This is a genomic window from Oceanicoccus sagamiensis, from assembly GCF_002117105.1.
In the GTDB taxonomy this organism is placed as follows: domain Bacteria; phylum Pseudomonadota; class Gammaproteobacteria; order Pseudomonadales; family Dasaniaceae; genus Oceanicoccus; species Oceanicoccus sagamiensis.
On sequence record NZ_CP019343.1, the window covers coordinates 1,092,842 to 1,114,028 of the forward strand.

A 21,187-nucleotide genomic window follows, 5' to 3' on the forward strand; every position below is an offset into this window, starting at 1 on the left:
CTGCTAGAAAAACATCTCTGTTTTGAGATATAAAATATCACCCTTTAATCGATTTTTTACATCGTGTTCTTTAAGCCAACGAAACTCGGAAATCCATTTACGGCCAAAGGCGTTATCGACATAGGAAAGCACCGGCCCCAGGCCCGTCGTTTTACCTTTAAAACTGCCAAAAACTGCACCGTCGCCGCTATCCCCTTCAACTTGTTCATAATAATATGCACCAAGGCCTAAGCCGAACGTACCGCCAGCCAATGGAAAGTGCTGTGCAAAGGTGGCATCCATATGAACTTGAGTGCCGGTTTTATAATCGGTGTCTGAATTTTCTTCATTAAAGTCCACACCGATAAACACCGACGCCTCTCGACCATTGTCCGGGCTGAAATACATAAAACCGACGGTAGGTTCTATCGTCCAGTAGTTTTTACCGGTATTGGCCAGACGGCCAACTTTATAATCGCCAGTCGGTGCATATAAACCGATACGGTAGTTAATATTAAAATCAGGGCTTATTTTTTGGTTTAGCATTAAAGGCATTAATACAATATCGCCGAGACCGGTCTCTGTATCGGACACTTCTCGAGTAAAACTAAAGTTACCGGTTTTATCAACGACAGTACCACTCACTTTGATCCGCATTTGCGGCAGTGTCATCGACATTTGATAAGTCCAGGTATCGTTGAGTACTCCCCATTCAGGCACCCAAGAAAGCGTTAATGCTGCCACCGTCGCTTCAGCCTCAGCTCCCAAAGTGGGTGAACCCGCATAAGGGATGGCCAGGTTTTTTCCAGCATCACCGTCGTAACCCACGCCATTTAATCGCACAATAAATGCAGGGACAGGAGAAACGCCATCGGCAAAGGAGTCCATGGAGCCAGGTTGGTAATGCCCACTGCCGCCTTCTTCAGCATACAGCCCAGCGGGAAAGACGACGCAGAGAGAGGCAATAAAAAGGGGGAAGACGGATTGCATTGTTTTCATTGACGCATCCTGACTGTATTTGATTCTTGTTTTTCTTAGTTTTATTGCTTAGCTGTCATGCTAAGCGTTACTTTCAGGCTCTGATACCAGAGTATTTTTTACGACTGCCGTCACTCTACCCTAAACATTATCCAGGCAGCAATCATTAAACGAGCCACCTTGCACCTTTTACCCCTTCTTAGCTAAGTATCTCTTATCAGATGTTAGATTTTAATTTGAACAAGCATTTACAAAACCAAACTTTGAATAATTTCTTCAACATGGCATTCAGGACATGGCTATTCAGCACATGCCCCATGCACTAACACTCCCACTCAATATCAGCGGTACGGTAAATACGCGATGATTATATGACTCTGCCAATCACTCACTCTGGTACAGAGACAGACCAATCTCACGGCTTTTATTGCATATTTAATTGAGTGGAAATCAGATCAAAGGGGATATGGCAGCCTTTGCCAGCGTTGATAGATATTCAGACCTTCCCGTTCCAGCCTCGCTTTGCTTTCGCCCTTTTTCTCAGGAAGTATTTAGTGACCATCATCAAGCCGGGCTATCAGGGCTTGATACGATTAATCACAATAATACAAATAGCAGCCAGGCCACAAATCCCCATCATAAAATCAAAGGCGGGCAGATAACTGCCATAGGTACTGCGGATAAAACCCAGCGCCGCTATCGCCGAAGTTCCTGCAATGGTATCCACAAAGGTGAAAATACCCAGAATTTTGCCATAGGATTGACCGGCAAAAAACTCTGCAATACTCAGCTGAACCATGGTGAAGGCACCGCTGTAACCCACCCCATAGATCACCGCGTAGATATACACCATGGTCATACCGCCCTGATCAATCAGCCTTAACATCAGCAAGCCCAGAGCAAGGTTGATAATCGACAGCAACATGATTTTGCCTTTATCAAAGTGGTCGCTTAAATAGCCAAAACCAAATTTGCCAACAATCGCGCACCAAAAAAACAAACTAAATATGCCGGGAATCGCAGCCTTATCGATACCGATATCCTGACTTAAATAAATTGCCTGATGCTGTAGTACACCTAAAATACAAAACCACATAGTGGCTGTTGAAAAGGCTAATAAATAAAAAACGGGGGAATGTAGCGCCTCTTTTAAGCTTGGCCCGGCCTGGCTATTGTCGGCTTCAACCACGCTATCGTTATCGGCACCGTCAGCATGCAGACCTAAGTCTTGCGGGCTATTTCTGACCCATAAGAATAAAGGTACTATCATCATGACTGCACCAACCACCGCCAATATCATCATAGCGGCACGCCAACCCTCATCCACTAATGCACCTTTGACAAGCAAGGGAAAAATAGCACCGCCCAAACTGGATGACATTAATAACAGGCCCACGGCAATACCGCGGTATTTAACAAACCAACGGGTTACTAAAATCATGCTCGGCACCAGGCCGACAGCGACAATCCCTACCGCAAACAATTGATAGAGCACCGTCATTTGCCAAAGGGAAGAGATAAAGGGGTAAAGACCCAGGCCAATTACTAGCAGTATTGCGCCATAGATCATTAATTGGCGCGGAGAAAATTTATCCAACAAAGCGCCACCAAAGGGTGAGAGAAAAGCAATAACCAGAAATAAGAAGGTCGCTGGTCGAGTGACCTGCTCCGGGTCCCAGCCAAATTCTTCTATTTGCTGAGGGTATAACATGGGTAAGGTATTGACTAGAATACCATTGGAGGCGCCATAGATAAGGCATAGCCCCAGCAGCACCCACCAGCCAAAAAAAGATTTTTTTTGCATTGTTAGAGCCCAGTACAGAGATTATTGCTTTGTTCGATATGCCGGGCTGTCTAATGGTTTTCTAATGGTTGTCTAATGGCCAGGCAGCCGGCTTAGCGATCATACCGAATTATTGCCTTAATAATATCGGCCATGATGACTGGGTTCAACGATAGCCTTTTAAAAATTTCACTGCCCGATTATTAAACGCTAAGCCGCGGCCATATCGCCCTGCGAGCAAAATGCCAAAGCAATATCGGGCAATAGGCTAATAAGCTCCGCGTTATAGAAGATACCGGCTTCGCTATTCAGGGTTTTAATCGCAGCCACCACCGCAAGGCGCTCGCTGATCTCTTTATGCATGGCCACCAAGTCTACAAACCTTGCCACCACGCCCAATAACTGGGCGCCAGGATGAATAGCATCGGCGGATAATTGCCGGGGATAACCCGAGCCATCTAATAATTCGTGATGCTGGTAAACAATTTCTGCGGCCTGCTGCCAGCATGGAAATTTTTTCAGGTAGTTATAGGCCACTTCGGCATGTTCATTATCGACCTGTAAATGCTCAATTAAATCTTTGTTCAGGTTATGGCCAATATCATGCATATAGATGGCCGCCTGCATCTGCCAGCGATCAATCATCACATGTTCACTAAAGGTATTCGCATTACTATGGCTAAATATCAGGCTCACGACTTTAAGCATTTGCTCGGTACGCCCTTGCCGGCCGACAACGCGCCGGTCAAACTTTAACGCCGAATCCCTAAAGTACAGCAATTCTTCTTTCATCGAATTATCAATCGCGGGCGGTTTTTCTTCCGCACTATCCGCTGCTGCCCCTTCCGCCAGGCGCTGGAAGTAATCACCATAGGTTTCCATATCGCGGGTATCCAGCTCACCTTCCGCTTGCAAAATATCCATATTGATACGCAATTTATCCAGCCCGATCAGCACTGCCTCTTTGAGTGCCGGGGAAAACCGTAAATGGCCATTACGAACTTCAGAAATGGCTTCTTCGATTTCATGCACATAATCCGTAAAAGGCTCCAGAAAACACATTCTGAAATTTCCTTTGATGGTATGCAGATTACGAAACAGGTCATTTACCAAATCTTTACGGTCTGGGTCAGCCACCAACAAGCCTAAGGAAGGCTCGATTTCGTCCAGTGACTCATGAATCGATACAATCAGGTCTTCAATAGTTTCCCGCTCAATATCCGGCAATGAAAAGCTCATTAGATAATCCCCATATTGATAGTATTATGATCGACCGCTGTCTCGCGGTTGGGTGAAGGTAGTACAAAGCCATTGATTTTTTCACTGGCCATGCGCAGCAATATTCGCATCATGGAGGCGAGATGCGGCGTTTGTAGAATGGTTTGGTTTTTATCACGGACAAGCAGGTTGCAATGGCTGCTATTAAAAATCAGCTTTTTGCCCATGGCAATAATATCGCCACCCTGCTTGGCCTCAAGCAGCATTTTGTATTCACTACTCGATTGTCCGTGGTCAGTGGGGCTGTAATATTTTGAGCCGGTAGGCAGATAAAACATCACACTATTACTGAGATTAAAGCCCTCGCAACCACCAATCACTCTACCGGCCAACTCTTCCGGGTCAGCACTGGCAAGGATGGGCGATAAATGTGACGCCAAGGCATTCCAACTGTCCTTTTCAGCATCGGCCAATGACAGGCGTGAGCGCTGATGTTGACGGCTGGGTTCATGGGCTAAATGATTGTTAACTTCTATTTGCAGCTTATGCAGAAAAATATCGGCATCGTCATTCAGGTCAATAAACGCATTGCCGCCGGATTGGTAGCCATAGAGCTTTTCATCCAGGCTTATACCGTTGGCAAGAAAAACAATCGGGACTTTAGCGTAATAGGGGTTGCTACGGATCATACGACAAGTGTCGTAACCGGACATACCCAAGAGATTGGTATTAATCAGAAACACATCGGTGACAATGCGGTCCAATAAGGAACGCAGCGCCTGCCCCGTGGGACACAAGGTAGGGTTGTAATGCTCTACAATGCGATTGTACAGCTGTGGGCCAACGGAAAAGCCGTCAACGATAATCATGTTGAGTTTCATTGCAAGATAACCTGGTTGCAACTAAAACCCAAATAAGAAAGTAGTCGGAAGTAAATTTAGCAGAGCTTTTTAATACAAGTAAGTAAAAAAGCTGTTTTTTTTTCACCTTTTATAAAAATGTGAACCCGCGCACATTATGATTGCAAGCAAGGGTCGTTCACCATCGCCACTTCAAGGCTCGGTGTTTGCTCCGCAGACGCTTTCTCTGCTTTGCTTTTATTCTTTAACTTTCTATATAAGGTAGAGGCACTGACTTGTAAATGGTAGGAGGCCTCCACCACATTGCCACTGCAGTGACTAATGGCGGTATCAATGGCTCTGGCAATCACTTCATCCAGCGGCACAATATGCCGGGAGGGGTCCTCTCCCTTAATAATGGCACCAATAGCGGCGCTGGCCGTCTCGGTCACTGCGGTAAGCTCTGACTCTGTTGACTGCTGCGTCTCTCTATCATCTCTGCGTCGTCTGCCGCCCTTCTCTCGGATAATAGACAGTGGCAACATAGACGGAATAACGGTATCACTATCATGCAGCACCACAATACTCCGCATCACGTTCTGTAACTCACGAACATTACCCGGCCAGGAGTAAGACAGTAACAAGGATTCCGTCTCTTCGGAGATCCACTCAAAATCTTTGCCTTCTTCCTTAGCAAACTGCTTTAAGAAGTTACGGGCAAACACCAGAATGTCGTCGCCCCGGTTGCGCAGAGGCGGCAAATGAATCTGGATCACGTTAAGCCGGTAAAATAAGTCTTCCCGGAAACTGCCCTGCTTGATTTGCTGGGCTGGGTCACGGTTAGTCGCACAAATAAAGCGGGCATTGACCTGTTGTAACTCACCACTACCTACACGATTAAAGGTACCGGTCTGTAAAAATCTCAGTAATTTGGTTTGTAGCTCCAGGGGCATCTCGCCAATTTCATCAAGGAACATCGTGCCTTTATCGGCAAGGCCGGCAGCACCGACCCTATCGTCATGGGCACCGGTAAACGCGCCTTTAACATGACCAAACACTTCACTCTCCACCAAATCTTTAGGGATAGCGGCACAGTTCAGTGGGACAATCGTGTGTTGATTGCGCTGGCTTAGCTCATGGATAAGCTGGGCACAGACTTCTTTACCGGTACCATTCTCGCCAGTAATAAAGACACTGGCATCACTTTTGGCGGCACTGATAATTAATTTCGACACCTCCAACATGGACTTGCCTGCACCAATAAAACCTAATGCGGACTCATCAAAGATGGGGTGATCGAGGGTGTCGCTATTAGTTTCATCATCAGCTCTGCGCAAACATTGAGCAATACTGTTAGCGATACGCTCCGGCGTTGCCGGTAGTTTTAAGAAATCTGTTGCACCTGCCCGCACGGCAGAAGCTGCCACTTCAGGGCCAGGGCTATTCGATACCGCAATAACCGCAATAGGTAGTTGATGCTTTCTTATCCAATTAATAATGGCCAGCTCATGCATATGCTCCGCATCAACATAGGCCACCAGCAATTGCGGCTTGATACGATCAAGCATAGCAATACCTTCATCAACATTGGCCGTTGAATGAATGGCATAATTATCATCATCAATCAGGGAGATTAATTGACTAAGCACAGCGTACTGGTCATCAATTAAGAGAATATTCGTCAAAGCTTTTTCAGTCATAACTCAGCACACATCTTAGGAAGTAAATATGTTTTTTTTATCGGTCAGGTGTTTCCACTCGCCGTTGTCTTCCGTATACCTAAATGCTTTTAGTTAGACCTCAATATCCGCAGAGGGCATTCCAAACAAACTATGTTTCCGTAATAAAGCAGTCCTGCGTTTTAATTGCATAATGCTAAAACGCCCTAGAAAATTAGTAGATTGATTATCATTTTGCAAACTCGCTAAATGAATTAATTTTCATTCAGCAGCTGCCGGCACACCGCTAAACTCTGTAGTAATGGCGTAGCTTGTACTCAACTAACCGCCCCTACAAACCGAAGGGAATTAAAATTTCCTTACAAATTAGAGACATAGGTATAAACCCCTATTTAATAAACCAGGTTGTTCTTTTTTTGTTCAAAGCTGGACTGACTGCATTATTTTTTTTGAGAAAAATTCACATAACGTTCTTTTGACTGAAAAGTGTGATCAACTTCCGCTTTTAAAGCTGCTCAATAAATGATCTTTTGGGCAAAAAAAGCGCAAACACCCAGCAGTAAACTCAAAACCGCGGTACCGACATCCTTTTAAGGGACGGTTTTACTGCTTCTATTTACTGCTTCTATATATGCATTTTTTTTCGGCCTGCTGAAATATTATTTCCTATAACTCACCATGGCCGATGCACGGCCGTAGATTTGCAAAAAAATTCGCAATTTGCAAAACCAATAATGGTTTTCGCAAAAGTGATTGTCATTTTGCAAAAAATTCTCCAACCACTTTTGCTCAGCCGAAATCGTCCAGGGCAGGGTTTTTATGGACTACGTCACACTTTTCTCTATCACTAAAAACTTGGCACCGTAAAAAAACCAATAAAAAATCACTTTAAAACAATGACTTAAAGAGATACTGGGTAACCAGGAGAATTCTATGTTGCCAGAGTTGGCACGGCACAATCAAAACTTGGCACGTCGCCTGCAATACCCCTAGCGTTATCAAAAAATATCTCACGCTGAGAATTATGTAGATCAAATCGCAGTTCAGCATTGAGAGTGGAGAGCTAAAAAACTTTGATAAAACCGAGAGCTTAATGCTGAGCGACTCATAAAACTTAACGCAGGTATCAATATAGATACCGCATAAAAATTTAGAGAGATCAAAAATGAACATTAAAAATATCGTATTACCACTAGCTACTGTTTCTGTTTTCGCACTGAGCAACGTTGCTTTTGCAGCGGACGAAGCTTCTAACGCTAACGTTAACATTGTAACTGCCATCACTATTTCAGAAGATACTGAAATTGATTTCGGCACCATCACTAACGAAGACGGTACTTGTACTATGGCTTCTGGTGGTGCACTAACAGGTTCTGCTGGTCAAAGCTGTACTGGTACAGAAACTCCAGGCTCATTCACTGTTTCTGGTACTGACGGCGCGGTTGTTGACCTGGTTGTTACTGCTGGTTCGGCTGTTGACGGTGTGACTTACACGCCTGTTATCGACGGTGCTTCTTCTGCAACCCTAACGGGTGGTAACGCTACTGTAGCGGTTATCGGTAACTTGGCTCTATCAAGTGCTACTGATGGCGATAAGAACATTGCTTACACATTTACTGCTAACTACCAGTAATCTAACTACCAATAATAAGAAAGCTATACCCATTTAATGAAAGTAGTCGTTTGTTAAGGGTAGATAGGGTCAACCGAGGTTGGCCCTATTTTTTTATTGCTCACAAATCCCCTGCCAGATTCTAAAAATTCCACTATTATACTCTCTACCCAGTTTTGACTTTTCAATGTGCCATGAGAGTAATAAAGACCACTCACGCCCAAACCCGCTACTGGCTGCAACGAGCAGCTCTGGCACTACTGCTTGCTTGCTGCCAACTGGCCCACAGCCAAACCACCCCGCTTACAATAGAGCTGAGGGATGCACTGGATTTCGGGGTTATCTCCAATGAAAACGGCACCTGCAGTATGGATAATCAGGGCAACCTTACCGGCAGCGGTGGACAAAGCTGCTTCGGCACGGGAATACGCTCTAAATTTTGGGTCTGGGGCGATGTAGGATACTCTTTCTTTGTGCTCGTCAGCGGCAGTACCAGCAATGGTATTACCTTCAACCCCGTCATTAAGGGCAATGCCAGTAGAACCATCAATACCAATGGCAGGAGAAATGTACGGATAGTCGGCGATTTAGTGCTAAATAATGTCACACCCGGTAATTTTGGCATTAGTTATTTGGTCTCCGTCAACTACGAATAAATAATAAAGCCTTTATTTTCAATAGCTTATATAAACTCACTGCCATCACCCAGCGTAAATACCCTTATTGACATCAGCTATAGGCTGGCACTAAGGTAGCTCTATGAAAACCCCATGGACGCTATTGCTACTACTATTACTATCAGCCCCCAACAGCTGGGCGCTGGAGTTAGCGGCGAACGCCCGGGTCAATATTGTCAAAGCTATAGATATTTCACTGGTCAGTGAACTGGATTTCGGCAATATCAGCGAACTCAATGGCACCTGTACCATGGGCTCTTCCGGTACTTTATCCGCCAGCGATGGCCAGGACTGTTCCGGAACCAGTACACCCGGGGTATTTCAAGTCGCTGGAACCAACGGCCAAACCATTATTATGAATGTTACTGCCGGCGCAGCGGTAGACGGTATTAACTTCACTCCCAAAATCGATGGCAGCAATACTCGCACTCTGGTGGATGGTAACGCTAATATTGAAATTATTGGCCACCTGACACTAAGCGATACCACCTTGGGTGATAAAAATATTGCCTACACCGTTACCGCAAATTACCAGTAGCCTCCATTTTTCTCTTCCAGGCCCCCTCTTCTTGCTTCTATATATTCTCCAGTTTCAATACCAGATTGCTTATTAGCATCTATACTGTGAGTGGCTTAAATAGCCAATAATAATGAGATGAGTTTTACGAGGTTGTCCCTGGATGTCAGTTTTTACTAAACATAACTTTCTAAATATTTTACCCCTTTTCGCCCTGCTAGCATCATCGCTATTTAGCACCGTTGCCAATGCCGAGTCCGTTTTACAAATACTGCCCACCCGCGTGGTACTGGAGCAGCAGCGCTGGATGACCGTCACCCTGGTTAATCGTGGAGATGAGGAAGGCAGCTACCGACTATTTATGCGCAATATTCGTGCAGAGAGTAATGGTAGCTTTAAAGAAATTACCGAAGAAGATGAAGTGTTAGAGGGAGAATTATTTGCCGACTCTATGGTGCGCTTCTCTCCTCGCCGCGTCACTGTCCCTGCTCGCAGTAAACAGCAAGTGCGGGTCGTACTTAGAAAACCCAAAGGCTTGGCTGATGGTGAGTACCGTAGCCACCTGGTCTTTAGAAAACTGCCCAAGCAGGAATCTGTACTTGAAGAAGAGCAGGATGACAAAATGGACTTTGCCTTTAAACCGATTGTAGAAGTCACCATACCCGTCATCGTGCGCCACGGTAAGCTTACCGCAGAAGCATCACTCAGTGACCTGGCTATCCGGGAAGACGAGGATGATGGCCCACAGGTCTATATCGATATTCAACGCAGCGGCAGCCGCTCACTGTATGGCGACCTGGATGTGTGGTGGCAAGCTGCCAACGGTGAGGAACAACGCATTGCCTATGCCAAAGGTATTGCAGTTTACACACCGAATAAAAACCGCAGCCTGGAAATTGGCATACTGCCGGATATAACCGTAAGCGGCCCCGGCCAATTACGTGCAGTATTTAAAGAAGATGCCGCTTATGGTGGTGACCTCAATGCCGAAATCACCGTCAAGCAATAACCCAATACGATAAACCTGGGTGTACCCACTACAGCGACAAGCAGAACATGGTCGTTCAATAATCACTAAGGGCTACCAACGGTTAATTTACCGTTGGCTATGCTTGCTGCTGGGTGGATTATTATCCTGCGTTGTCAGCGCCAATGACCACGATAACGCCTATAACAGCGATGACTTACTCAATGACGATAATTTATTAATTGTCGATATGTACCTGGGTAAATATAAACTCGCTGAAAATATTTTTATCTACTCCTCCCCCGAAGCAACTCTGGTGCCGCTGCAGCCATTATTCGACAGCATTGATTTTCCGATTGAAGTCGACCCGGTTGCACTTAAAGCTTATGGCTGGTTTTTTGATGAGAACAACCTGTTTGACTTAAGCGTTTATGACCGAAGGTTGGTGTCAGGGGCCAAATAATTAGCATCCCTGAAAACGCCCTGATCGTCAGTGATGAGATTGACCTCTACGTCGATATTCAACAAATCAAACAATGGCTACCCATTAATATTGAAATAGAAACCAGCCGCCTGCGCTTGGTGGTTAGTGGTGAACAGCCACTGCCTTTGGAAAGGAAACTGGAACGAGAAAAAATGCGCGACCGGGCCTTGGGCGGCCCTGCACAAGAAGACCTGCCGACAATACCCGATCATTATGACTGGGTTGGCGAACCGATTGTCTATATGAACCTGGGCTATCAAACCCGCAACGAAGAAGTCGATAGCAGCAGTAAAAACAGTGATAGCTATTACACCGTGCAGGCCAGTGGTGATTTACTGGGAATGGAAAGCAGAATTTCACTGGCTAAATCCGCCTATGATAGCGAACACCGGGAAGTACTCACCTTTTATAAACGCCCGGATAGCCCTGATGAAAGTATGGCCGGCGGATTAAAATTTATGGCCGCCGGGGATATCTATGCCGTTTCAGATTCATTAATTTTTAGCGGCGGCGACGGCCTGGGTATAGACCTGCAATTTGGTGAAGTCAGTAACAACGATAGCTTTGGCAAAAGAGTGATAGAAGGCGATGGCCCACCCAACTGGGAAGTAGAACTTTACCGCAATGGCACCCTGTTAGATTTTCAAACCATCGGTAGCGATGGTCGCTACCGCTTTATCGATGTGCCAGTTGAATACGGTGACAATATTTTTGATATTCGTATTTTTGGCCCACAGGGTCAGAGCAGAAACAAGCGCGAGAGTATCAATGTCGGTAATGAAATGCAGGCCAAGGGTAAAACCGCGGTACGGCTAAGCTATACCGACCTTGGTGAATCACTGATTGATGACAAGCCGGAGAATATAGTTGCGGATGACGGAACCATTATCGAACTGCGCGAACCCCCGGGCGATAAAAAAGCTTACCTCAGTGTTAAACACGGGGTAACCGATTGGCTAGCCTTAGGGGCAGCCTTTGCCACACACGATAATGTTTTTGGCCAGGGTGAAGATAATCAATATACAGAACTTATTGTTATGGGTGCCTTCCCGGGCATTTCACTGGGCTTTAACCATGTCTCACAGGATGATGCAGGGGAAGCTTACCAACTCAGCGGCCAAACCCGGCTGGGTAATACCTCTCTTTCTTTTTTGCATAAAGACTTTGATGACTTTAGTAGTGATAGAAACCCCGGTGCCAACCTGGATACCGAAAGCGAAATTCGTATCACCGGCACCTTCAACCCCCTCAGCGCTTTTTATGCCGGCGCCAACCCAATTTCCTATAGCCTTATCTATGATGATGAACAACGCGTTAATGGCTCACAAATAGAAACCCTGGAAAACTTGCTTGGCTTCTCACTACTGGGGGGCCGTATGACCATCAACACCACCCATTCGGAGTTTAGTCAGTCCGAATCACGCACGCTAGGCCGCACCAGCTACACCCGCGTAGCTGGCTACAACACCAGCATCCGGGCAGAAGTTAACTACCGTATTGACCCGGACGCAGAAGCCACCTCAGCAACCGCCAATATTACCTGGCTGCCCACTCCCCATATTCGAACACAACTTGGGCTATTTAAAGACTTAAGTGATGACAGCTCCGACTCGGTAGATTTTACCGCCTCCTACTTATTAGACAAAGTGACTCTATCTGCCTCGGCCTTTGTTGTTGACGGTGGCGACAATGCACTCTTTTTAAGTGCTGAATTTTCTCTGGGCGCCGATAGTGGCAATAGCTGGTCCATTAGCGGCAAACCCCGCAGCCAAAACGGCAGGCTGAGAGCCAGAGTGTTCCTCGACAATGATCGCGACGGTATCTTTTCCGATGGTGACGACCCATTGTCCGGCGCCAGTTTTATTGGTCGCAGCGAATGGAAGCACCGCGAAACCGATGACTATGGTATCGCCTATCTCGATAACCTGAGTGTCGACGCACCACAAAGCTTTGGTCTTAATGAAAGCTCACTAAGCGACCCCTACTATAAATCTACCTTTGCCAAAAGCCATATCATCTCCCATGCTGGCGGCGTGCAAAAAATTGATATTGCGGTTATTAGCACCGTTGAAGCGGAAGGTAGCTTAAGTATTTCAAGAAAAGGAAAAATCGCTCCACTAGCGGGCATACCGATTACCGTAAAAAATGCCGATGGCGATATTATTGCCAGCGCCATTACAGAGTTTGATGGTTTCTATGTTATCTCGGGACTGCCACCCGGGAACTACCTATTATCGATGGACCAACAAGCGCTGCAACGATTTAAGTTATCGGCGATTGAAGATATCCCCTTTGTGGCCAATGCGGATGACGGGGTTGTTTATATTGATGCGATTGTTTTGAGGTAACACAGCTACTGGGGCAGGTTCAGTCTGTCTTTATGCTTATTAGAGAAAGCCAGCAATAAAGTAAAGAGAGAAAAGTCCACTTACTGAGTAACGGGTTTTTCAGTTTTCAGCAGTTTTCAGTGCCTGTCCTTGCAGCTAGCTTGTAGTTTGTCTGTCATTAGCTGTTATCAAAGCTGTGAAATTCGCCTTTTTAAGCAGCACGCCTCAACCCAAATAACCACCAGAAAACAAACCACCGGAGCAAACTCTAACAAGCTTGAGAAATCAAAAAACCAGTAGTAAATACTATAAGCCACCAATAAAAACAGCATACCAATATATAATTTTTTATTGATCTTATAGGCCTTTAGCCTTAATGCCTCTTCGGCAGATAACGCCTCATCATCCAAAACTTTACGTAATGCATCTTTATTACCACTCACTGTGCTGCTGCTTTCGTCCTTAAGCACAGGAACATCCTCTTCAATCATAAACCCACCCTAATTTGGCAATGCCTTTTGCTCAAAAAACTACAATCTATTCCACTCGACGTCATTGCAAACCCTATGATTCAAGTATTTTTTATCAGGGTTTCGTCTATTTATTATTCCCAGGAAAACTTCTAAAACTATGCAATAACTATTTATCAGATAGACAGCATTCCAATAGCCCCTTCAAATCACACCGTAATCTTCGAAAAACGATGGGCAGTTATTAAATATTCATAACAAGGAAGGAAAACCCCTATAGGTATCTATCTACCTTAGTAAGACACTTTAAACCGGAAATTCCCCACCTATGAAAGTCGACAAAGAGCCAAAAAAATGAAAAAAATTGTAAATCAATCACGGAGCGTGTTTTTTGATGATCTTCTGGCTATAGAGAGAAAAGATATTGTTTTACATACCGTATAGAGCATTTCCTCGTCTGACGCTCTACTTAAGTATCACCTCCTATAACCAGACGATTGAGGCTAGGGGTTACTATCAAATACACACCGCTACAGAAATCATAAGCCTTTTTTGTACCAACGTACCACTAACGATATTGATAAACCAAACTGCCTAACTAACCGATCAATCAACCTGCTTGCCTATCGAGCCACGCGCTCGATGTATTCCTATATCTCCAGTACGGTTTTTCTTGTGTAATTTTCTATGACAAACATGTCATTAGTTAATACATGGCTTGACGTGCATTAGTGGCTTTTGAAACCCCAGGCATGTGTTGTCATTCTTTGTCGGCGTCTGTCCTTATAGTTTCTTTCTCTTATAGTTCTCTTATAGTTCTATATTAATCACCCAACATAAAATCTACTTAAAATCCCTAACCCAAACCCAAAACTAATGTTCATAAAATCATAGGGGCCAGACATAGTAATCCACCTTGACCATATGTACTTATTTTCAAAATAAGAAAACACAAGAAAAGGAATGCTTACCAAAAAAAAGATTAAATAAAAATTATCTGTGAAATTCATCACCAACATAAAAAAACTATCTGAGCTATCAGTGAAAAGCCTAAAAACAGCAAATACAGGAACAAAAACCACTAAACCAAATAAAAAATTCGGATGGCCAAACATATCTCCCTTTCTAAACATAAAACATTCTCCATAACCTCGATGAAGATTTTATCGACTTATTGTAAACAATTGATGGGAAATAGTTTTCCAAAATTAGCAAAACTTTGGGACAGGCACTCTCCCCCTCATTTCGCTCTCTCTCTGTCAGCTCAATTATTTATCCCTTCGGTGAGTACCTGTCCTGATGATTGTCCCTGTGGATTCTTTCTGTGTGAGCTGAGCCTATCCTAGCTACATCCTTTAACCTGGAAACATAATACTTAATAAACCAAGCAACAACCCTAAACTTATATTCATAAGATCAAACGGGCCATTCATCCTAACCCACCTTGACCATATTAATTTATTCTCATAATACGCCGGTATAAGTACAATAACCCCCAACACCAAAAATACTAATGTAAAGCTTTCAGAGTAATCATGAACCCACTTGGCATCTTTTAAATAAGGGCCAAAAACATACCTAAAAAACAAAAAAGAAGGCGTAAAAATAGCCAGTCCTATAGCAATATTAGGAAAACCCCAAATATCTCCTGACCTAAACATAAACTTTTCTCCAAGAGCTTTTATTGACTCTTTTTATAGCTGCGGTAGATGGAAAATAATTATCTAGAATAACCTCTATAGCGATCAAACTGGAAAGGACAGACACTTAAGAATTGTGTATGTCCTATGTCGACCTTAACCCCGTGCGTGCAGATATGGCTAAAACACCCGAAGAATCAGACTACACTGCTATTCAAGAACGCATAAAGCCGCATTTTGATCTTCAACAAGCCATTCGCTCTCAAACTGGCAGCGAGGATTTACTGAGTTTTAATCATGACCTAAAACCCCTGCTCCACTTTGAGGGTAATATCACTCACGACAATCAAACAGGCATTTTATTCAGCTTTATCGATTATCTCGAACTGGTCGACTGGACCGGGCGCGCTATTGCTTTAAACAAACGGGGCGCTATTGCCAGCCATTTACCCAACATTCTCCAGCGGCTATCTATTAATCATAAAACCTGGCTCAGCAGTGCTACGCGGTTTGAAGCGTTGCATCGTCAGCGCTTTGGACGAAGGCGGCCAAAACTGATAAACCAAACTGCCTAACTAACCGATCAATCAACCTGCTTGCCTATCGAGCCACGCGCTCGATGTATTCCTATACCTCCAGTACGGTTTTTCTTGTGTAATTTTCTATGACAAACATGTCATTAGTTAATACATGGCTTGACGTGCATTGGTGGCTTTTGAAACCCCAGGCATGTGTTGTCATTCTTTGTCGGCGTCTGTCCTTATAGTTTTACTTATAGTTTTTGTATATGTTGCATCATTAACGCCATTAACTTGCACCTTTTCCAATCTGGTCGGTGCCTGTCCTTCTGGCTTTCATCCTTAGATCATTATAGTTTCTACTTCCAGCTCATCTTGCTTTTATTTTTGTATGCATAGATTATGAGGATGTCACAAAAAACATAGACAAGAACATTTACATAGAACCATATTGGACTTTGTTCTTTGTTAACCACATCTCCACTTAAATATCGGCCAAACATTGCTATTTCACCAGAAATAAAACCTTCAGAAATAACGATAAGTGGGATCACAAAAAAAAGCGTCCAGACTAAAAACGGAACCTTATTAAGATCTAACCTTAGTAGCATTGTTATATATCTCCTAAATCACAACCCAAAACCCCTGCTGCGAATTCACTCATAGACTCTACAGCCACCCCTGCCAAATGACCTATAACTGCGCCAAATACTACTGCACCTATACCACTAGCAGTACTACCCAGACCGGCCAATGTGGTTGAAAGTAACCCGCCAACCACCACACCCATAACAAGGGTCAATATCGCAAAGTTTGACGGAGAAATTTGCTCGTAGCATTTAGCTGCTATTTTTAACACCAATGTAATTGCACTAACAACAGCACTAACACCACCAAGGGCTTTACCAATAACTTTGGCAGCAACTCTTTTGGCATTATCGGCATATGCCGCATCTGACATTACCCCAAGCCAACCAAGCGAACTAGATAACTCTTCTGCAGCCGAAGATGCAATGGCCATACCATCACTCCCCCACTAATCTTATACCCACCAGCCCCAGTCTCAGGGTCAACAATCGTATACCCAACCCCAGTCCACCCAGCATAAGTTATCGGATGCTGATGAACCGTAGCCACCATACCATTATTCACTTGGGCCAGTATTTCATCTTTAGTGCCTTGATCCACAGTCAGATCACTTAAGTAAGATAGATTATCTTGCGTAAACGTATAAACTCTTTGTCCTTGTTGGCCCGCTATAGCCAAAGCCTTAACTGCGGAGATGCCTTCAACTGGATCATCATCTGTAGAGAATAGTTGTTCCGGTATCAAATGCTCATAAGCAGAGTATGTAGCCCCCATCTGCTGATTAAAATCCCGCCACTTACCCTGACAATTACTCTTACACTCCGTTGAAAACTTCATGGAATCCATATCCATCAATAAACCAATCATCTCAACATTCGCCACCGTGCCCAATAACCCATTGGTCTTAGCATTGGTTTGGAAAGTACCGTAGCTGGGTTCCCTATAGTAAACAACATCTGAGCTTAACAAGAAAACCAAAGGACAGACACTCAACAATTGATCAATCTAGCTTCGAGTGCCTGTCCCTGAGGATTTTTTGAAACCCCAGGCATGTGTTATCATTCTTTGTCGGCGTCTGTCCTTATAGTTTTAATTAAGACAAATAGAAAAAGCCTCCTAACAACAGAAAGCGTTGTAAAACGCCTATTAAAATACCAAAAGGGTCCAAAAAAAAACGCCTCCCAATTCCAGGCAGCCCTAAATAAACGCCCCTCTTCAACTTCTTTAAAAACCTGAAGATAAAACTCCCTACTCGGACCCGACAACGCAGACTCATACAACTCTTTATTCATAACTTTAAAATCCACAAACAATTCTAACAAGCTGCATCAGGGACACCCTTAGACAAACCATACACTTATAGTTTCTTTTATAGTTTCTTCTTCAATCCTTTAATTCTTCCAGCCTTTTTTTAAACATTGAAATATCCCCCGATCTTATAGAAGCTGGATTAATTAGAAGACTCTTACCACGACTAAGAATACAATAAATACCATTCACTTCAGTAATCAGACTTATATCAGAAAATCTTAAGGGTCGAGTCTCTTGCCATTCAGAAGAATGGATACCACTTTCATCTATAGATAAGTCAATTAATATTGGGAACTTTTTCTTCTCGGTTAACTTACTAATATAAGCAAGCGCAAGATAATCAAAAAACCAACTCTAACTAGAATAAAGAGCAGTATAAGAATTGACATACAGATCACAAAAGAGTCTTGCGACCAGCCTGCTAAATATGATCTATAAGAAAATAGCGGCAATAAAAAAACAATTACACCATAACCAAAACGGCTACCCATATTTTTTAGCTTCATTTCTAGCTTCAAATTCGAAAAATACGCACTACTATCAACTAAAAGTCTTAGTTTATCTCCTGTTTCCACTATACCCCCTTAAAATTTCATGATGAGCACTTCTTTGTGCCAGTATTTATAATTATATTTGCATAAAAAATAACTCAAATAACTTGGACAGGCACTTACCAATAGTTTAAATATTTGATCTTCTTATAAGTGTCTGTCCATATAGACATTCGATCAAAAGACCAACACCTAGGGGTAGACCAACTTATTTATATATGAACAGGAGTTATATCTATAAAACTCCCATCTATTAAACTTGATACAAGCAAGCTCAATACAATATTTAAAAGTAAGACAAAAATCTTTTCTCCGAGAGAGAAACTCAACCATTTATTTATGTATAAAACAGGTAAACACCATATGCATAAACCTAAAATCCCTCCCATACTGTAGGGTATGATACCGGTAATGATTAATAAGAAATTAATCAATAATGCCGTTGATTCTTGATGATTCGGACCTTTCATACCTTTACCTTTTACAATTGGGGGAAGTCGCCCAAGCCGTGATAAGTGTCGCCGTGACAAGAGCGCCTATAACTGCAACTATAAACGCTATAAAAAACCAAAGGACAGACACTCAAAAAAAACCAAAAAACCAAAGGACAGACACTCAACAATTGATCAATCTAGCTTCGAGTGCCTGTCCTTGTGGATTCTTTCCTTGTGGATTCTTTCTGTGTGAGCTGAGCCCATCCTAGCTACATCCTTTTAAAACCAAAGGACAGACACTCAACAATTGATCAATCTAGCTTCGAGTGCCTGTCCCTGTGGATTCGACGAATTGGTAACAAAATACTGAAACTTCCTACCCATCACTATTATCAAGAAATTTTCTAACCGATGAATTTATGACATACAAATATAAAACGTACCATACAGAGAAAAATAATAAGTATGCAACATAAGCAACCCACTCACTCTTGTTAATAGGATCAAAAAAAGTAACAAAAAAAACCAGCCCTACACACAATGATAATATAGTTACCGCCAGCATTTTTCCGCCATAGTTGGTCTTTTTTACAACCTCCCATAAAAGCCTTTTTTTTTCTTTCTTCGATAACCCCTGAAATTTTTTATGACCATTTATTGAATAAAGCACTTCATGCTCCTTCCTTACAAACAAAGCTATTCGTTATCTCTTCTCTAGTCTTTTCTAAAGTTTCATTAGCCGCATCTACAACAACACTCAACACAGCCACATATCCAACTGGAAAGGACAGACACTCAAGAATTCTCAAGAATTGACACCCAACCCCATCCAGATTACGATTTCAATTCATCACTATTGAAAGGACTCAATGATGACCCAACCAAGAGAAACACTTATATCTATCGCAGAGACCCCTTACTACCATATCGTTTCACGCTGTGTACGCCGCTCCTATCTCTGTGGCGTTGATCATCATTCCGGTAAAAGCTATGAACATCGACGTCAATGGATTGTTGACCGTATTCGCCTACTTTCATCCCTCTTTGCTGTCGATATCTGCAGCTACGCCGTTATGAGTAACCACTATCACTTGGTCGTTAAACTTGACCCTCAGCAAGTCAACGAACTGACTGACCAGGATGTTATTAATCGATGGCTATCTCTATTCAAAGGGCCCTTGCTGGTTCAGCGCTTCAACGCTGGCATATCGCTCTCCAAACCTGAAGACGATACTGTTTCTGAGATTATTGCCCTTTGGCGTAAACGCCTTGCCGACATTAGTTGGTTTATGAAGTGCCTTAACCAACCTATTGCACGCAAAGCCAACCTTGAAGATAAATGCACTGGCCACTTTTGGGAGGGCCGGTTTAAGTCCCAAGCCCTGTTAACTGAAGAGGCTCTTTTATCCTGTATGTCCTATGTCGACCTTAACCCCGTGCGTGCAGATATGGCTAAAACACCCGAAGAATCAGACTACACTGCTATTCAAGAACGCATAAAGCCGCATTTTGATCTTCAACAAGCCATTCGCTCTCAAACTGGCAGCGAGGATTTACTGAGTTTTAATCATGACCTAAAACCCCTGCTCCACTTTGAGGGTAATATCACTCACGACAATCAAACAGGCATTTTATTCAGCTTTATCGATTATCTCGAACTGGTCGACTGGACCGGGCGCGCTATTGCTTTAAACAAACGGGGCGCTATTGCCAGCCATTTACCCAACATTCTCCAGCGGCTATCTATTAATCATAAAACCTGGCTCAGCAGTGCTACGCGGTTTGAAGCGTTGCATCGTCAGCGCTTTGGACGAAGGCGGCCAAAACTGATAAACCAAACTGCCTAACTAACCGATCAATCAACCTGCTTGCCTATCGAGCCACGCGCTCGATGTATTCCTATACCTCCAGTACGGTTTTTCTTGTGTGATTTTCTATGACAAACATGTCATTAGTTAATACATGGCTTGACGTGCATTGGTGGCTTTTGAAACCCCAGGCATGTGTTGTCATTCTTTGTCGGCGTCTGTCCTTATAGTTTTGCGTTATAGTTTTTGTATATGTTGCATCATTAACGCCATTAACTTGCACCTTTTCCAATCTGGTCGGTGCCTGTCCTTCTGGCTTCCTTCTTCCCACTGCACCTTGGGCATTTAGCAATCAATTTATCTTCATTTTTAAAAATCCAAACAGAAACATACGCAAATAAACCAAGAGCCACTACATTTAGCAAACCCCAAAACGTCGGTCTTTCCTGATAATCTGAAGACACCCCTTCGCCATAAAACCAAGACATATAGAATACAAAAACCAACATAATGAAAGATACAAAAAAAAGACATGTTCCATATATTCTAGCAATCATTATTGACCTGTACACCTGATTACTTTTCTCTTCAATACTCATAGAATCCTTTATCGAAAGGCTGCAACAAAATTTGTAATAGCTTGAACAGCCCAATTTATTGCCATTAAATTAGCAGTACTTTTATCGGCGTCTGTCCTAGTAAGTGTTTCTAGTAAGTGCTTTTTATCGGATATGTAGCATTTTTGTGATTATTCTAGATACATTCTCAGCTGAGGTTATAAGAGAAGAAACCAGAAGGAATAGACCC

22 protein-coding genes are annotated in these 21,187 nt (G+C 43.4%); 8 read left to right on the top strand and 14 right to left on the bottom strand.

Annotated elements, in window-relative coordinates; genetic code table 11:
- Positions 1–3: 3 nt before the first annotated feature.
- The 5 genes from BST96_RS04885 to BST96_RS04905 form a co-directional block, all read right to left on the bottom strand.
- The gene (locus tag BST96_RS04885; RefSeq protein WP_085757623.1) at positions 4–978 is read right to left on the bottom strand and encodes a SphA family protein; all 975 of its coding nucleotides are present in this window, start codon (positions 976–978) and stop codon (positions 4–6) included.
- 556 nt (positions 979–1,534) lie between these two features.
- A complete protein-coding gene (locus BST96_RS04890; RefSeq protein ID WP_085757624.1) occupies positions 1,535–2,761 on the bottom strand; it encodes an MFS transporter in 1,227 nt (408 codons plus the stop codon).
- 189 nt (positions 2,762–2,950) lie between these two features.
- Complete coding sequence (locus tag BST96_RS04895) at positions 2,951–3,979, bottom strand: HD domain-containing phosphohydrolase (RefSeq protein WP_085757625.1); 1,029 nt, start codon at positions 3,977–3,979, stop codon at positions 2,951–2,953.
- On the bottom strand, positions 3,979–4,839 hold the full coding sequence (locus tag BST96_RS04900; protein ID WP_085757626.1) for a response regulator: 861 nt from the start codon (positions 4,837–4,839) through the stop codon (positions 3,979–3,981). Before BST96_RS04900 ends, BST96_RS04895 begins: the two co-directional genes overlap by 1 nt.
- Before the next feature lie 134 nt (positions 4,840–4,973).
- A complete protein-coding gene (locus BST96_RS04905) occupies positions 4,974–6,497 on the bottom strand; it encodes a sigma-54-dependent transcriptional regulator (protein ID WP_085757627.1) in 1,524 nt (507 codons plus the stop codon).
- A gap of 1,144 nt (positions 6,498–7,641) precedes the next feature.
- Here BST96_RS04905 and BST96_RS04910 point away from each other — a divergent pair.
- From BST96_RS04910 to BST96_RS04935, 6 genes are all read left to right on the top strand, one after another.
- The gene (locus tag BST96_RS04910) at positions 7,642–8,109 is read left to right on the top strand and encodes a DUF4402 domain-containing protein (RefSeq protein ID WP_085757628.1); all 468 of its coding nucleotides are present in this window, start codon (positions 7,642–7,644) and stop codon (positions 8,107–8,109) included.
- A gap of 173 nt (positions 8,110–8,282) precedes the next feature.
- Positions 8,283–8,744, top strand: a complete 462-nt coding sequence (locus tag BST96_RS04915; RefSeq protein WP_085757629.1) for a DUF4402 domain-containing protein — start codon at positions 8,283–8,285, stop codon at positions 8,742–8,744.
- A gap of 103 nt (positions 8,745–8,847) precedes the next feature.
- Positions 8,848–9,303, top strand: coding sequence for a DUF4402 domain-containing protein (locus BST96_RS04920; protein WP_085757630.1), 456 nt, complete (start codon positions 8,848–8,850; stop codon positions 9,301–9,303).
- A gap of 142 nt (positions 9,304–9,445) precedes the next feature.
- Positions 9,446–10,291 carry a fimbrial biogenesis chaperone gene (locus BST96_RS04925; RefSeq protein WP_085757631.1) on the top strand — a complete coding sequence of 282 codons (846 nt, stop codon included), beginning with the start codon at positions 9,446–9,448 and terminating at the stop codon, positions 10,289–10,291.
- A 19-nt stretch (positions 10,292–10,310) separates the two neighbouring features.
- Positions 10,311–10,712, top strand: coding sequence for a hypothetical protein (locus BST96_RS04930; RefSeq protein ID WP_157117857.1), 402 nt, complete (start codon positions 10,311–10,313; stop codon positions 10,710–10,712).
- Between the two features lie 146 nt (positions 10,713–10,858).
- Positions 10,859–13,081, top strand: a complete 2,223-nt coding sequence (locus BST96_RS04935) for an MSCRAMM family protein (protein WP_157117858.1) — start codon at positions 10,859–10,861, stop codon at positions 13,079–13,081.
- 167 nt (positions 13,082–13,248) lie between these two features.
- Here BST96_RS04935 and BST96_RS04940 read toward each other — a convergent pair whose 3' ends face one another.
- From BST96_RS04940 to BST96_RS04950, 3 genes are all read right to left on the bottom strand, one after another.
- Entirely contained in the window at positions 13,249–13,551 is a 303-nt protein-coding gene (locus BST96_RS04940; protein WP_085757634.1) for a hypothetical protein, read from the bottom strand.
- 806 nt (positions 13,552–14,357) lie between these two features.
- Positions 14,358–14,663: a hypothetical protein gene (locus tag BST96_RS04945; RefSeq protein WP_085757635.1), complete on the bottom strand. Its 306-nt coding sequence runs from the start codon at positions 14,661–14,663 to the stop codon at positions 14,358–14,360.
- 222 nt (positions 14,664–14,885) lie between these two features.
- Positions 14,886–15,191 carry a hypothetical protein gene (locus BST96_RS04950; protein ID WP_085757636.1) on the bottom strand — a complete coding sequence of 102 codons (306 nt, stop codon included), beginning with the start codon at positions 15,189–15,191 and terminating at the stop codon, positions 14,886–14,888.
- A 119-nt stretch (positions 15,192–15,310) separates the two neighbouring features.
- Between BST96_RS04950 and BST96_RS04955 the strand changes: the two genes are divergently transcribed.
- The gene (locus BST96_RS04955) at positions 15,311–15,745 is read left to right on the top strand and encodes a hypothetical protein (RefSeq protein ID WP_085757637.1); all 435 of its coding nucleotides are present in this window, start codon (positions 15,311–15,313) and stop codon (positions 15,743–15,745) included.
- Positions 15,746–16,301: 556 nt separating this feature from the next.
- Here BST96_RS04955 and BST96_RS04965 read toward each other — a convergent pair.
- From BST96_RS04965 to BST96_RS04985, 5 genes are all read right to left on the bottom strand, one after another.
- Complete coding sequence (locus BST96_RS04965; RefSeq protein WP_157117859.1) at positions 16,302–16,709, bottom strand: hypothetical protein; 408 nt, start codon at positions 16,707–16,709, stop codon at positions 16,302–16,304.
- A complete protein-coding gene (locus tag BST96_RS04970; protein WP_157117860.1) occupies positions 16,649–17,158 on the bottom strand; it encodes a hypothetical protein in 510 nt (169 codons plus the stop codon). The genes BST96_RS04965 and BST96_RS04970 overlap by 61 nt, the downstream gene beginning before the upstream one ends.
- A gap of 737 nt (positions 17,159–17,895) precedes the next feature.
- On the bottom strand, positions 17,896–18,162 hold the full coding sequence (locus BST96_RS04980; protein WP_157117861.1) for a hypothetical protein: 267 nt from the start codon (positions 18,160–18,162) through the stop codon (positions 17,896–17,898).
- A gap of 188 nt (positions 18,163–18,350) precedes the next feature.
- Positions 18,351–18,608, bottom strand: coding sequence for a hypothetical protein (locus BST96_RS20355; RefSeq protein ID WP_157117862.1), 258 nt, complete (start codon positions 18,606–18,608; stop codon positions 18,351–18,353).
- Positions 18,609–18,948: 340 nt separating this feature from the next.
- Entirely contained in the window at positions 18,949–19,242 is a 294-nt protein-coding gene (locus BST96_RS04985) for a hypothetical protein (protein WP_085757643.1), read from the bottom strand.
- A gap of 202 nt (positions 19,243–19,444) precedes the next feature.
- On the opposite strand from BST96_RS04985, the gene BST96_RS04990 reads away from it, so the two are divergent.
- A complete protein-coding gene (locus BST96_RS04990; protein ID WP_085757644.1) occupies positions 19,445–20,419 on the top strand; it encodes a transposase in 975 nt (324 codons plus the stop codon).
- 233 nt (positions 20,420–20,652) lie between these two features.
- On the opposite strand, the gene BST96_RS04995 is transcribed toward BST96_RS04990, so the two are convergent.
- Complete coding sequence (locus BST96_RS04995) at positions 20,653–20,979, bottom strand: hypothetical protein (protein ID WP_085757645.1); 327 nt, start codon at positions 20,977–20,979, stop codon at positions 20,653–20,655.
- Between the last annotated feature and the right edge of the window lie 208 nt (positions 20,980–21,187).

What these genes read in the sequence shown, in the direction of transcription:
- BST96_RS04885 (WP_085757623.1), bottom strand. Translation starts at nt 978, where the DNA reads ATGAAAACAATGCAATCCGTCTTCCCCCTTTTTATTGCCTCTCTCTGC.
- BST96_RS04890 (WP_085757624.1), bottom strand. Translation starts at nt 2,761, where the DNA reads ATGCAAAAAAAATCTTTTTTTGGCTGGTGGGTGCTGCTGGGGCTATGC.
- BST96_RS04895 (WP_085757625.1), bottom strand. Translation starts at nt 3,979, where the DNA reads ATGAGCTTTTCATTGCCGGATATTGAGCGGGAAACTATTGAAGACCTG.
- BST96_RS04900 (WP_085757626.1), bottom strand. Translation starts at nt 4,839, where the DNA reads ATGAAACTCAACATGATTATCGTTGACGGCTTTTCCGTTGGCCCACAG.
- BST96_RS04905 (WP_085757627.1), bottom strand. Translation starts at nt 6,497, where the DNA reads ATGACTGAAAAAGCTTTGACGAATATTCTCTTAATTGATGACCAGTAC.
- BST96_RS04910 (WP_085757628.1), top strand. Translation starts at nt 7,642, where the DNA reads ATGAACATTAAAAATATCGTATTACCACTAGCTACTGTTTCTGTTTTC.
- BST96_RS04915 (WP_085757629.1), top strand. Translation starts at nt 8,283, where the DNA reads ATGAGAGTAATAAAGACCACTCACGCCCAAACCCGCTACTGGCTGCAA.
- BST96_RS04920 (WP_085757630.1), top strand. Translation starts at nt 8,848, where the DNA reads ATGAAAACCCCATGGACGCTATTGCTACTACTATTACTATCAGCCCCC.
- BST96_RS04925 (WP_085757631.1), top strand. Translation starts at nt 9,446, where the DNA reads ATGTCAGTTTTTACTAAACATAACTTTCTAAATATTTTACCCCTTTTC.
- BST96_RS04940 (WP_085757634.1), bottom strand. Translation starts at nt 13,551, where the DNA reads ATGATTGAAGAGGATGTTCCTGTGCTTAAGGACGAAAGCAGCAGCACA.
- BST96_RS04945 (WP_085757635.1), bottom strand. Translation starts at nt 14,663, where the DNA reads ATGTTTAGAAAGGGAGATATGTTTGGCCATCCGAATTTTTTATTTGGT.
- BST96_RS04950 (WP_085757636.1), bottom strand. Translation starts at nt 15,191, where the DNA reads ATGTTTAGGTCAGGAGATATTTGGGGTTTTCCTAATATTGCTATAGGA.
- BST96_RS04955 (WP_085757637.1), top strand. Translation starts at nt 15,311, where the DNA reads ATGTCCTATGTCGACCTTAACCCCGTGCGTGCAGATATGGCTAAAACA.
- BST96_RS04965 (WP_157117859.1), bottom strand. Translation starts at nt 16,709, where the DNA reads ATGGCCATTGCATCTTCGGCTGCAGAAGAGTTATCTAGTTCGCTTGGT.
- BST96_RS20355 (WP_157117862.1), bottom strand. Translation starts at nt 18,608, where the DNA reads ATGAAAGGTCCGAATCATCAAGAATCAACGGCATTATTGATTAATTTC.
- BST96_RS04990 (WP_085757644.1), top strand. Translation starts at nt 19,445, where the DNA reads ATGACCCAACCAAGAGAAACACTTATATCTATCGCAGAGACCCCTTAC.
- BST96_RS04995 (WP_085757645.1), bottom strand. Translation starts at nt 20,979, where the DNA reads ATGAGTATTGAAGAGAAAAGTAATCAGGTGTACAGGTCAATAATGATT.